This window comes from Colwellia sp. 5_MG-2023, assembly GCF_030547795.1.
Taxonomy (GTDB): Bacteria; Pseudomonadota; Gammaproteobacteria; order Enterobacterales; family Alteromonadaceae; genus Colwellia.
The window spans coordinates 13,358-26,502 of record NZ_JAUOPW010000009.1; the positions used below are offsets into that span (position 1 = coordinate 13,358).

The following is a 13,145-nucleotide window of genomic DNA, read 5'->3' on the forward strand; positions in this document are numbered from 1 at the left end:
GGTATGTCGGTTGAAGTGGCAAGTTGTACCTTAGCGCAGTTATTCAGTAATGAAAGTATTGTTAGTGCTAATAACACTGAAATTCATGGCGAATTAGCCATACCTGAGTATCAGCGCCCTTATCGTTGGGGCGAGGTGCAAATAAAAAAACTGTTAAGTGATTATCAGCTTTATTTAGCTGATTTGGCACAAAGCGCTTTAACACAAAGCAATAGTGCTTATGGTTATTACCTAGGTAGTGTTATTTTGCACCAGTCAGCTGAAAATGGTCAGCTAAATATTATTGACGGTCAGCAACGCTTAACCACGTTAGCGTTAATTGCCTATGTGCAAAGTTTGGCTAATCAAGATAATGAACAAGATGCATTTGAACCAAGCTCTTTTGACTCAGGCCATTTTGAACTTTCTTTAAGCTACGACTCACCAGAGTCACAACAACAAATACTGCAAAATTTGACTTGGTTACAGGAATACTCAACAAGCAGTAATGCTAGCCAAATTACCACATTTGATGCCAATAAAATCAATCTAACGCTGGTTGTTACTCGCAGTGAAGATGATGCTTATCGCTTTTTTGAAACTCAGAATACAGGCGGCGTCAGGCTCAGTGGTCCAGACATTATTAAAGCCCATCACCTCAGAGCCATTGCACGCCAAAGTCAAAATGAGTTTGCTGCTAAATGGGAAGCATTAGGCGATTTAAACCCTGTGGTTGGTTCATTAATTAAGGGGCGCTACTGGCAAAAACTGTATAACCGTAATGTACCTTCTCATCGTCAACCCCATTTAGTAAGAAGTGCTGTAGTCAATGAGCTTGGAGAAACTACGGGCAAGGGTGATGACATAGCCTTTGGTCGGTTTGAGCGAGCATATTTACCTGATGGTGGTCAAATAGATAAACAAGCACAACAAGGTTATGAACTAAGACAGCCATTAAATAGTGGTATTAATACCATTCACTACTTAAGCTATTTTGAACAATTAAGAAGCAAATACTTAACCAGTCTAGTTAAAAACAATAAGGTCAAAAACAAAAAGATAACTGCAAAAACTTCCGTTAAAGGGGGAAATCAAGGAGAAAATACCCTTGTACGCTTTTCTCACTTTTATCAAAACCTGATCTGCGAACTTGACGGTTGTAGCTATGTAAAAGGGTTATACGATACTGCACTGCTTATTTACATTAGCCAATTTGGCGAACAGCAATTAGACATAGCTGCGAAGAAACTGTTTCGGGTTATCTACTCCCCAAGAGTAAGCAATCAAAAAGCGGTGAGAGAAAACTCTATATCAGCGTTTGTCCGTGATAACCCTGTACTTGACTGGATTGCAGCCAGTTATACACCAAACATGTGTTTCGATTACTTAGATCGTTTTAGCTTTAAAGCTGACCCCGCCAACTTAGCCGTTGATAAAAACAGTGTAAAAAAACGCTTTATAATTAACGTATTAAAGCATTTTGGAATAGAGGTAATTGAAGGTGGCTCAGCTCAAGCACTTGCTAACACTTATACCGCAGGGTTGGATGCTTATATCCTTCCTTTAGGCACTGAAACAGTAGCTGCGAATCAGATGAGCATGCGCAAAAATAATGGAGAGCAACATGGGTAATGTATTTACAGATGAAGCTAATGCAAAAGGATGTCAGGTGACACAACATCATGTTGAAACACAAGTGCTCACGTTAAATTACATTCAAAGCAATGAATATCAATTTAGTATTCCAAGTTATCAGCGTCCCTATGTTTGGCCAGATGAAGCTGTATTAAAGCTATTTAAAGATATAAATGATGCTCGTGTTGCAAAAGAGCCTAATTACTTTATTGGTACGGTGCTTACTTCAATAGAGCAAGATGAAGATGGTAATAGTATTTATGAGCTAATTGATGGGCAGCAACGCACCACTACGTTAATGCTTATTGCGCTTGCCTTTAAAATGGCAAAAGTTGATTCAGCTATTGCCGGTATTGCGGCTTTTAAAAAGCAACCGAGACTGCAATTTACTATTCGTGATCAAGTTCAACACTTATTAGGTAGTTTAGCTGGCTTAGATGATTATGTATTTCCAGGGCTAGAAGCCATTGGTGAAAACCCATATTTAAAACGCATATATGCAGCGTTACAAGTGTTAGAACAACAAGTAAGAGCGCTCAAAGATGAAGACCGTATCTTATTAGGTGATTACATTTTTAAGAATGTGCAATGGGTGAATAATATTGTGCCTCAGCAAATGGATTTAAATCGTTTATTTGCCACCATGAATACTGCTGGTATACAGCTTGAACAGGCCGATATATTAAAATCAAAACTTCTTAAACAGGTTTCTACAGATAAGCCTTTATTCGATGCTATGTGGTTAGCATGCGAACACATGGAAAACTACTTTGAACGTAATGTACGTAAAGTTTTTCCTAACGCACCGTGGAATGATATTAAATCAGAACATTTAGCTTGTTTTGATGAAGCGTTATTTGTGAAAAATTCAGGTAGTGCTGCGCATAAGCAGGGCTTAACCATTTTGCAGTTAGCAGAGCAATTGAAAGCAAGTGCAGCGGACACAGATAAAAACATTGATGCTAGTACAAACACGGATCATGGCAACGAGCAGGATTCTGGTACCTACGATTTAGAAACCGAAACCGTTTATTGTCGCCCAATTATTAGTTTTCCGTTATTACTTATCCACGCTTATCGAATTTACTTAGCACACCGAGCTGTTGAGTTAAAAGATGGTTCAGACGATGTTCTACCTCGTGTACACGCCGATAAGTTACTGGAAACTTTTGAGCCGCTTACTAAAGCAAGTGAAGAAGAAGTTAAAGAATTTATAAAAACGTTGTGGCAAGTGCGTTATCAGTTTGACCGTTGGGTAGTTAAGTGGGTTGAGCGTGATGATAGTGATGATGAACAGTTGCGCTTAACTTATCTGACAAGAAGCGAATCAAGTGGAAAACAGTACATTAACCGTACTCAAAAAGAGTTAAACGAATTAGTGATGCTGCAAAGTGTGCGTAACTTTACTGGTGAACGCAGTGCTCAGTATTGGATCACGCCTTTCATCGCAGGCTTGATGAAAGATAATATAACTGAAGATTCACAAGCTATAGCCTTGCTTGAGAAAATTGATAACGATTTATCATTGGCTGGTGAGTCGGAAACTCAAAAAACAGCTAGCTTCAAACAAGCAAAACAACAGCAACCTGAAGTAAATTTTTGGCAAGCAAACGTTGATTATTTTGCCCAAGCGAGAGGTACTAGTTTTGAACATTATTGGTTTCAAAAACTAGAATATATATTATGGAAACAAGAGCCAGATAGGCAGCTAGAACAGTTTAAAAAATACCGTATAACGGCTAAGAACTCTGTTGAGCACGTATATCCTCAGCATGAAGAGCATCAAAACATGTTGGAACGAGACTTCTTAGATGCATTTGGTAATTTAGTTTTATTAAGTCCAGGTGAAAACTCGTCATACAGCAATCAAGCGGTTAAGAAGAAGTTGGTTGATTTTGAAGCTAAGCCACAATATGACTCTTTAAAATTAAAAGCCATGTTCAAATTATTAAAAGAACAAAACGATTGGCAAGAAGATCAAATAAAACAACATCAGAAAGAAATGTTGAGTACATTAGCAATGCATTACGGTAACAAGGAATAATTATGGTTAGCCAAACAAATGAACAAGCTTTAGAAGCAGCAATTGAAAAGCACTTAACTGGTACGTGTTTAGAAGATTTAAAAGCAGGAGTGCAGGAAGCTGCACCTGGCTATAACAATACGCTGTACAAACTTGGTTATCCTGCTGATTTTGATATGCATTACGCTATAGATACCAACTACTTTTGGCAGTTTTTACAAGACACTCAAGAGCAAGAGCTAGAAAAACTAAAGAAAAATAGCCCTAATGACTGGGAGCGAAAAGTACTTGAGCGTTTTGATAGACTGATCAAAAAATATGGCATTTTGCATTTGCTTAAAAAAGGCTTAAGTGTTGAAGATGCGCATTTAAATCTGATGTATCCAGCGCCATTAGCTAGTAGTAGTGATTCTGTTAAACAGAACTTTAATGCCAATATATTTAGCTCAACGCGCCAAATAAGGTATTCAAAAACTAATCCGTTACAAGAAATTGATATGGTGCTGTTTATCAATGGTATTCCGTTGATAACACTAGAACTGAAGAATGCATGGACCGGCCAAAATGCCCGTTACCATGGTCAAAAGCAGTATCGTAATGATAGAGACACCTCGCAGTCGTTATTGCAGTTTGGTCGTTGTTTAGTGCATATGGCTGTTGATACTGATGAAGTGTATATGACCACCAAGTTAGCAGGGAAAAGCACCTTCTTTTTACCGTTTAATAAAGGTAATAATCATGGTCAGGGTAATCCACCAAATACCTCTTTACATGGAAATGGCGGCCACAAGACAAGCTACTTATGGGAAAAGGTCTTTACGAAAGCTAGTCTTGCTAACATCATCCAGCACTTTGTTCGTTTAGATGGCAGTAGCAAAGATGATTTGAAAAAACGAACCTTATTCTTTCCACGCTATCACCAGATGGATGTTGTTCGCCGCTTAATTGATCATGCTTCAACTAACGGTGTTGGCCATACTTATTTAATTCAGCACTCTGCCGGTTCCGGTAAGTCGAACTCAATTACTTGGGCTGCCTATCAGTTAATAGAAACGTATCCAGCTAGTCCTGATACTCAAGGTAGTAAAGGTGTTGAACAACCGCTATTTGACTCAGTAATCGTGGTTACTGATAGACGATTACTTGATAAACAACTTAGAGATAACATTAAAGAATTCTCTGAAGTTAAAAACATTGTTGCCCCTGCATTTAAATCATCTGAGCTTAAATCAGCCTTGGAAAATGGTAAGAAAATTATCATTACCACTATTCAAAAGTTCCCATTTATTATTGATGGCATCAGTGATTTAAGTGATAAACGTTTTGCTGTGATTATTGATGAGGCACATAGCTCTCAGTCTGGCTCTGCCCACGACAATATGAACAGAGCGATGGGGAAAACTGAAGTAGAGGAAGCTGAAGATGCGCAAGATAAAGTACTGCAAGCGATGCGCTCACGTAAAATGCGAGGCAATGCTTCATATTTAGCTTTTACTGCAACGCCTAAAAACAGCACCTTAGAAAAGTTTGGCCAAAAACAAGAAGACGGTAGTTTTAAGCCATTTCATTTATATTCGATGAAACAAGCGATTGAAGAAGGCTTTATTCTTGATGTTATTGCCAATTACACTACCTATAAAAGTTATTACGAGATAGAAAAATCGATTCAAGACAATCCTGAATTTGATACTAAAAAAGCGCAAAAACGATTACGTGCCTACGTTGAAACCAGCCAACAGACCATAGATACCAAAGCTGAAATTATGCTTGAGCATTTTATTCCGCATGTAGTAAATGCCAAAAAGCTACGTGGTAAAGGCAAAGGTATGGTTGTTACACAAAATATTGTAACCGCTATTCGCTATTACAAAGCCTTAAAACGAGTGATAGAAGCCCAAGGTAGCCCATTTAAAATAGCGATAGCATTTTCTGGCACCAAAGAAGTTGATGGCATTGAGTATACTGAAGCTGAAATGAATGGTTTTGCCGAGAGTGAAACAAAAGATAAGTTTGATACTGATGAGTATCGCTTGTTGGTTGTGGCCAATAAATACCTAACGGGTTTTGATCAGCCAAAGCTTTGTTCTATGTACGTAGATAAAAAGTTAGCAAGCGTGCTTTGTGTACAAACATTATCACGCTTAAATCGCTCTGCACCTAAGCTTGGTAAAAAGACTGAGGATTTATTTGTACTAGATTTCTTTAATAGTGTTGATGAGATAAAAACGGCATTTGACCCATTTTATACTTCAACGACTTTATCTGAAGCAACTGATGTAAATGTATTACATGAGCTAAAAGATGCGATGGACGATATTGGCGTTTATGAATGGTACGAAGTTGAAGACTTCGTTAAGCGCTACTTTGATAATGAAGACGCTCAAACCTTAAGCCCAATTATTGATACTGCTGCTAATCGATTTAATTTTGAATTAGAGCTAGAAGATGACGATAAAGTCGATTTTAAGATCAAAGCTAAACAATTTGTGAAAATTTACGGGCAGATGGCTTCAATCATGCCTTATGAAATTGTTGCGTGGGAAAAGCTATTTTGGTTCCTTAAGTTCTTAATTCCAAAGTTAATCGTTAAAGATCCTGATTCAGAAAAGCTTGATGCATTGTTAGACTCTGTTGACTTAAGCTCTTACGGCTTACAGCGTGTAAAGCTCAACTATGGTATTGGCTTAGATGATGGTGAAACTGAATTAGATCCACAAAACCCTAACCCTCGCGGTGCTCATGGCGGTGATGATGAAAAAGATCCACTAGACGAAATCATTAAAAACTTTAACGAAAGATGGTTTCAAGGCTGGAGTGCAACACCTGAAGAGCAAAAAGTTAAATTTATAAACATTGCTGAAAGTGTGAAAAGTCACCCTGATTTTGAAGCTAAATACCAAAACAACCCTGATCCACATAACCGAGAATTAGCGTTTGAAAAAATGCTTAAAGAAGTCATGTTAGCAAGGCGTAAAGATGAGCTTGAGCTTTATAAGTTGTTTGCAGGAGATAGCGCCTTTAAAGCCTCGTGGACGCAAAGTATGCAAAGAAGTATTGGATTATAAAAAGGAATTATTATGTTTGATGATATCAAGGACGTTTTAAAAGTTAAGCCAGGTTTAACAGGTCGTCAGATAGCCAGAAATATTGGGGAAGAACGTAAAGTAGTAAACTCTTTTTTAAGTAAAAATTTAGACTCATTTGAAAAAGATGACGATCATTGTTGGACGTTAAAACAAGTTTCTATCACAAAAGTTGAGTTTCCTAGTAAGTGGGTTGATGAACATATATTTGAAAAATCGCTAAAGCCGCTGAATGTAGATTCAATCGACTCTTTAAAAGAAATACATTTTATTTTTCCTGAGGACTGTAAATTTTTACTCATCGCTATAGCTCGCTTTCTAGCATTGGCTAACCAGTTAAAAGATGGTGGTTACAATATTACTATTGATATGGGCGAGTGCCGTAATACTTTAAACTTTTTTAGCCGTAATGGATTTTTTGATTATCTAGATGACAAAATTAAAACTATTCCTGCTAGACCTAAATCTTCTTTGGCAAAACGTTATCAAGGTAATAGCAAGACGATGCTGGAGTTAGGAGATATAGATCCTAACGAAAGAAATCGAGAGTTAATAATACTTCTTGGTGAAAGGTTTATTGAAAATTCTTCGGAACAATACGCTTTAGCAGCCAAGACCGTTTTTTCTGAATTAATAGGTAATGTTAAGGATCATAGTGATAGTAAAATTATTGGTTTAGCTGGCCTTCAGCTTTATAAAGGCAAGAATAAGCATATTCAAACAATAGTTTCAGACAGTGGAGTTGGTATTGCAGCCACTTTACGTTCTACTTTAAAAGAAACACACCCTAAGCTATATAAAAAATACCGAGTCGATAATAGCGAAAATAATGCCCAACTCGTTCTACATGCATTTACTAAAGGTGAAGTGAGCAGATATGGAAAAGGTAGAGGGTTAGGCTTTAAAAGCAGTAGAGAGCATGCCACAAAAGACAGGGCTCTTATTTCGATTCGACAAGAAGATTTCTCTATCGAACTTGAATATATTAATGGGGATAAAATAAGTTCAAATATAACTCAAAACTTGTCTAAGATTTCTGGAACTCATATTTGTTTTGACTTCTATATAGATAATTTCTGATAAATATAATAAACTTAAGCAGATGAAAGAGAGAACTTATAAAATACTTCTAAAAGATGTGGTTGAATGTGATCATGCTTTTGGAAACGATGAAGGGAGAGAAGCCTTCGTAAAGATTAGTAAAATCGTAGATGAAAATCCATCTTGCGACTTTTTTGCTATCAGCTTAGAGGGGATGAAATTTACAGACGCATCCTTTCCAAGAGAGAGCATAATTTCTTTAGCTAAGGCATTAAAAGGAGAAAAAGGCTTTTATCTTATCGATATTCCTAATAAAGACTTACTAGATAACTGGTCATATGGGGCTATTGCAAAAGATCAGCCAATCTTAGTTAAATCTGATAATGGTTTTGATGTTATCGGAAGCAAGCTGAGTAATACTGTTAAAGAACTATTGGAGTTTGTAGTTGATAAAAATCAAGTTACAACATCTACAGTGTCTAAACATTTTGATGTTTCAGCTCAGAATGCTAGCGGTAAGTTAAAAAAACTACATAACATTGGTTTAGTTCTCGGTCATAAAGAAGTCGCTGAATCAGGAGGCTTAGAATTTGTCTATAAAGCTATTTTGTAGCTTTTTTTTAACTATTCTGATAAATCTGCTTGTGTTAACCAGAAGTAAGGTGTAAATTAGTAGACGATCCCATGAGGGATCTTTTTTAAAAACTCTGATAAATGTGATTAACTTAACCAGAAACCAGGAGGCTATAATGGCTACAAACCCACCAAAAGGCGATGGACATCGCAAAGGCGCAGTAAGAAGCAGATCTCAAACGCAAACTCAAAGCGGGCATTGGGTTAAAAGAGATGCTGATACAGGGCGTTTCATGGATGTTAAAACAACTGATAAAACTCCTTTCAAAGGTGTTAGAAAGGAGAAAAAGTGATGAATAGAATCAAGTATTATTTTCTTATTACTACTCAATAAGTGAGGAGTTGTTATGTCGCTAGATCATATAAACCATAAAGAGCTATGTCAGTTCGCAAAAGATAAAGTTAATCTGCCTAAGGATAAGGCTGATAAGTTTCGTAAACAAGCAAGAAACTTAAGAGAGAAATTAGATGGCTACCTTAAAGAACACCCTGACTTTGCATTAAAAAGAATGCAACTGTCTGGTAGCTTAGCAAAGGGAACAGCCCTAAAAATGCTTAATGATATCGATGTGGCAGTCTATGTATCAGGTGTTGATTCTTCAACTTCGTTAAATGATTTATTAGATTACCTAGAAGAAAAAATCAGAAAAGCTTACCCAAATTTTTCATATGATCAAATTAAGCGTCAAACATATAGCATTTGCGTTTCATTTAAAGGTACTGGGTTAGATGTTGACCTTGTTCCTATTATCTATGAAGGCAAGCCAGACTGGCGTGGCTTTTTAGTTAGTCAAGCAGATGGTAGTTATTTAGAAACGAGTATTCCTTTGCATTTGGAATTTGCCAAAAAACGTAAAGATCATCAACCAGAACATTTTTCCCAGGTAGTAAGGTTAGTTAAGTATTGGGCTAGAAAACAAAAAAGAGAAGTTGAAGGATTTAGGTTTAAATCTTTTATGGTTGAAATGATATTAGCTAAATTATCTGATAACGGGGTTGATTTCTCAAATTATGTTGAAGCTTTACAAGCGTTTTTCACTTACATAGTTAAGTCTAATTTAGAAGAAAAGATACTATTTGAAGATTACTATAATGCAGCTGAAGTAAATACTTTTAATGATCCTGTTGAAATCATTGATCCGGTAAATGCAGAAAATAATGTTAGTAATTTATATACAAGATACCAAGCTGACTTAATCGTGGAAGCTGCAATGAATGCTGGTGATGCTATTGATGCTGCTGAATTCGCTCCTAATAAAACTTTGACTATTCAATACTGGCAAACAGTATTTGGTCCATCATTTTCGGGGTAAGTTATGAGCAGTTTTACATCAACAGTATCGAATACTTTTACTATTACTCATGCTCGCCATATGTCAGCAAAAGTTTCAGCTGACTTACGTAGAATGCAAAGGTTTTATGATAAGCCTAATAGCGTTCAGATAGCTGATTTTGAGGAAGAAATAGCACAGTTATTGAAGCATGGTTACTTAAATAAAGCGACATTTGGCTTCCAAAAAGATGGTAGCTGGATAGAACCAACCTTCACTTACACAGCAAGTGAAATAGCGAGTGGCGTTGATGATACACCAGGGGCACTAAGTGCTAATGCAGATGTTTCTAATGCTTATTTTCATAGTTATGTGTCATACACAGACAAGTATTTCTCGCTTTCAGATAGTGAGAGGGCTGATTTTAAAAAGTCATTACCAGTCCAGCGTGTAGGAGCAGATGAACCTGGAGTTTCAGGTTGTTTTGATAGTGATAAAACATATTCTTCAGGTGAAAGAAGTCTGTCGAGAAAATCTTTAAGGAGTTATTAATTATGACAACATTAGAAGCTAAAAGCTTATTTGAAAATAGTAGAGAGTTTCCTGACTTTGAAGCTCAAATGAAATTAGAACGATTGATAGGGCTTGACGAGTATAAGTTAAGGTTAACTAAAATGTTGTCTATATTGGTAAAGCCAGCCTCTATGGAAAGCTGGATTAAAAAGTTTCACGGAGACCATTTTGAAGCTTTAGAGTCCATTATCAACAGGCCTCCTTTGATTGTTTTAGCTGGTGATGTAGGTTCAGGTAAAACAGCATTAGCTGAAAGTATTGGAGATAAGGTAGCACGCTTAAACGATATTGATATTACATTATTACCGTTAAGTTTATCTTCAAGAGGACAAGGTCGCGTTGGAGAAATGACTCAATTGGTAACATCTGCATTTCAACAAACAAAAGACTTAGCTAAAAAATTTAAAAGTGAAACAGGTAAAGCTAGAGGTGCTGTTATTCTTTTAATTGATGAGGCTGATGCACTAGCTCAGTCTAGAGAGTCTGAGCAAATGCATCATGAAGATCGTGCAGGTGTAAATGCTTTTATTCGTGGAATTGATTCTCTTGCTAGCGAAGGCTTACCTGCGGCAGTGATTATGTGTACCAATCGACTTGATTCGTTAGATCCTGCTGTCAAAAGAAGAGCGGCAGAAATTTTACCATTTAAAAGGCCGACAGCTGAACAACGTAAAGCTGTTATTGAGCAAACGTTAGCTCCGTTTAATTTAAGCTATGCAACCTTAAATAAAATAGCCAGCCTAACAGGCAGCTCAAATGAACGTAACTTTGGTTTTTCCTTTTCAGATATTACTCAGCGACTTGTACCATCAATAATATTAGATGCTTTTCCTAATAAAGCTGTTACAGATGAAAGAGCTATTGAGGTTGCGATGTCGATAGTACCAACTCCTCCATTTGTGAGCTTGAATAATGAGTGACAATAAATGGCTGAAAGGTGTTTTTGAGGATGTTCAGACTGATTTACACCATGATTTAAAAAGAGCATCAAGAGGGGTTGAACACCCCGGTACTAAAGGCGATATACATGAAGATAGCTGGATTGATATCCTGAGAAATTATTTGCCCAAACGTTATGGTGTTGATAAAGGTATAGTGATTGATAGCCATGGGAATAAGAGTGATCAAATTGATATCGTTATTTTTGATCCACAGTACACACCAATGTTATTGATACAACAAGGCCACAAGTATATTCCAGCTGAAGCTGTTTATGCTGCCTTCGAATGTAAACCTACATTAAGTAAGGCTTATCTTGAATATGCTGGGAGTAAGGCAAAGTCAGTACGTGTGCTATCTAGAACAAGTGTTCCAGTAACAACAGTCTCAGGAGTCAAAGATGCTAAAGAGCCTTTTAATATAGTCTGCGGTATTCTAGCTGCTAATTGTGAATGGTCTGCTGGAGTATCAAGTAAATCTTTTGATGGGAATTTACCGATAGAAAAAGACTCAATATTAGATATTGGCTGTTCATTGGCCGGAGGGACATATGTTCTTGATGCACAAACGATCAGGAAACATCAATCAGAGAATAACCTAATGTTTTTTCTATTTAGTTTATTAGGCAAACTTCAATCATTGGGCACTGTTGCTGCGATAGATTGGAATGCGTACGCAAATATTTTAAATGCTGAATAGAAAATAAAACCTTTGGGGGTCTAAAGTTGAAAGTAAATGAAATTGTTGAAGAGCTGATTGATGAAGTTACAGCTTCTAATATAATTGCTAGGTTATATGACAATAAGGTTCAAAAGTGGTCGCTTGTTATAATTGGTGTTTGTATCTTTATTGGTTTAGTTACTTTCTTTATAGACTCTAAAAGTATTGTGATCGGCGTTGTAATGATAATCTCACTTTTAATGGTCATAATTTTTTCAGTAAATAATACATTTCTTCAAATGAAGTATATGTTGGCTCCAGCTAAAGAGTATCTTAGTGAGTTGCACTCCCGGATAAACCGAGAATCAATGCTTGTTCAAAGGTTAACTTCGTATGATTCATGGAGTTTGTGCAAAGCCAAACAGAGGCTCATTTTCGAGGCTGATAAACTTGAAAACAGAATTGGTGCTCTTGTAGGAGCATTAAATAAATTAGGCTTGTTTCCTGCGTTAATCGCACTGTATATAGCTATTGCGAAAGTATTTGGCTCAACCAATTTTACGGACATTCCATACTTATTGTTAGCATTTGTAGCAGGCCTTTATTTAGCTGCTTTTTCAGCCGTTAATATAATTGGGCGATTAAGAGAGTATGCTTTCATTATTGGAATTGCAGAAGACTTAAGGAATCAAGTTGAAGATGTTGCTAAGGAGCATAAATAAGGTTAACTGTTTCAGCTGATTAATATTTTCTGAAATTTTTAAGAGTTGATAGGCAATATTAATTATGTACATAAAAGTATAAACTTAAAGTTAATTAGGCTGAAATGGCTGCCTGTGACCACAAAAACGAAGCGAAAGCCCATTTAAAATTTAAAAAGACTTCTTAAGTAACGAATATGCTGTGGATGCTTCGGTACTTATGGAGACTTTTAGTGCCTGAAGAAAAATCACAATATGAAAAAATACTTAAACGACAAGCTCGCCGTTTAGCTAATTTCACAGAATGCAAATTGAATCAGGCGCAAAGGACTATCGCGATAGACTTTTATGGGTACAAATCTTTAAAGGACTTAAAGCTAAGTCTAGAGAATGGATTGGCAACCCCGGACACAACTAAACTTCTTGAGTTTGATAAAAGCTCTGAATGTTTGATAAGTCTTCAACGTAGCTGGAAAAGAATTAATACCGCGTTTGATGAAGTTGATTACCTTACAAGCTTTGATCGCATAGAGGTTGTTGCCTGTATTCTTAATGTGCAGCCTGAAGAGTTTAAAAACCTAATTAATCCTGAGTAACTTTTTTGCGA

General features: G+C 36.6%; 12 protein-coding genes. All 12 read left to right on the forward strand.

Annotated elements, in window-relative coordinates; genetic code table 11:
• Positions 1-3 precede the first annotated feature (3 nt).
• The 12 genes from Q4496_RS08440 (at position 4) to Q4496_RS08495 (ending at position 13,134) form a co-directional block, all read left to right on the forward strand.
• A complete protein-coding gene (locus Q4496_RS08440; RefSeq protein ID WP_303610236.1) occupies positions 4-1,611 on the forward strand; it encodes a DUF262 domain-containing protein in 1,608 nt (535 codons plus the stop codon).
• Positions 1,604-3,658 (forward strand): DUF262 domain-containing HNH endonuclease family protein, encoded by a 2,055-nt coding sequence (locus tag Q4496_RS08445; RefSeq protein WP_303610237.1) that lies wholly within the window; start codon positions 1,604-1,606, stop codon positions 3,656-3,658. The genes Q4496_RS08440 and Q4496_RS08445 overlap by 8 nt, the downstream gene beginning before the upstream one ends.
• Positions 3,659-3,660: 2 nt before the next feature.
• The gene (locus Q4496_RS08450; RefSeq protein ID WP_303610238.1) at positions 3,661-6,702 is read left to right on the forward strand and encodes a type I restriction endonuclease subunit R; all 3,042 of its coding nucleotides are present in this window, start codon (positions 3,661-3,663) and stop codon (positions 6,700-6,702) included.
• A gap of 12 nt (positions 6,703-6,714) precedes the next feature.
• Complete coding sequence (locus Q4496_RS08455; protein WP_303610239.1) at positions 6,715-7,800, forward strand: ATP-binding protein; 1,086 nt, start codon at positions 6,715-6,717, stop codon at positions 7,798-7,800.
• A gap of 22 nt (positions 7,801-7,822) precedes the next feature.
• A complete protein-coding gene (locus Q4496_RS08460; RefSeq protein ID WP_303610240.1) occupies positions 7,823-8,374 on the forward strand; it encodes a DNA-binding protein in 552 nt (183 codons plus the stop codon).
• A 136-nt stretch (positions 8,375-8,510) separates the two neighbouring features.
• The gene (locus Q4496_RS08465) at positions 8,511-8,687 is read left to right on the forward strand and encodes a hypothetical protein (protein WP_303610241.1); all 177 of its coding nucleotides are present in this window, start codon (positions 8,511-8,513) and stop codon (positions 8,685-8,687) included.
• Between the two features lie 54 nt (positions 8,688-8,741).
• On the forward strand, positions 8,742-9,707 hold the full coding sequence (locus tag Q4496_RS08470; RefSeq protein ID WP_303610242.1) for a CBASS oligonucleotide cyclase: 966 nt from the start codon (positions 8,742-8,744) through the stop codon (positions 9,705-9,707).
• Between the two features lie 3 nt (positions 9,708-9,710).
• Positions 9,711-10,217, forward strand: a complete 507-nt coding sequence (locus tag Q4496_RS08475; RefSeq protein WP_303610243.1) for a hypothetical protein — start codon at positions 9,711-9,713, stop codon at positions 10,215-10,217.
• Between the two features lie 2 nt (positions 10,218-10,219).
• Positions 10,220-11,158, forward strand: a complete 939-nt coding sequence (locus Q4496_RS08480; RefSeq protein ID WP_303610244.1) for an ATP-binding protein — start codon at positions 10,220-10,222, stop codon at positions 11,156-11,158.
• Complete coding sequence (locus Q4496_RS08485; protein ID WP_303610245.1) at positions 11,151-11,876, forward strand: DUF6602 domain-containing protein; 726 nt, start codon at positions 11,151-11,153, stop codon at positions 11,874-11,876. Before Q4496_RS08480 ends, Q4496_RS08485 begins: the two co-directional genes overlap by 8 nt.
• Before the next feature lie 26 nt (positions 11,877-11,902).
• Positions 11,903-12,559 (forward strand): hypothetical protein, encoded by a 657-nt coding sequence (locus Q4496_RS08490; protein WP_303610246.1) that lies wholly within the window; start codon positions 11,903-11,905, stop codon positions 12,557-12,559.
• Positions 12,560-12,771: 212 nt separating this feature from the next.
• Positions 12,772-13,134: a hypothetical protein gene (locus tag Q4496_RS08495; protein ID WP_303610247.1), complete on the forward strand. Its 363-nt coding sequence runs from the start codon at positions 12,772-12,774 to the stop codon at positions 13,132-13,134.
• Positions 13,135-13,145 lie beyond the last annotated feature (11 nt).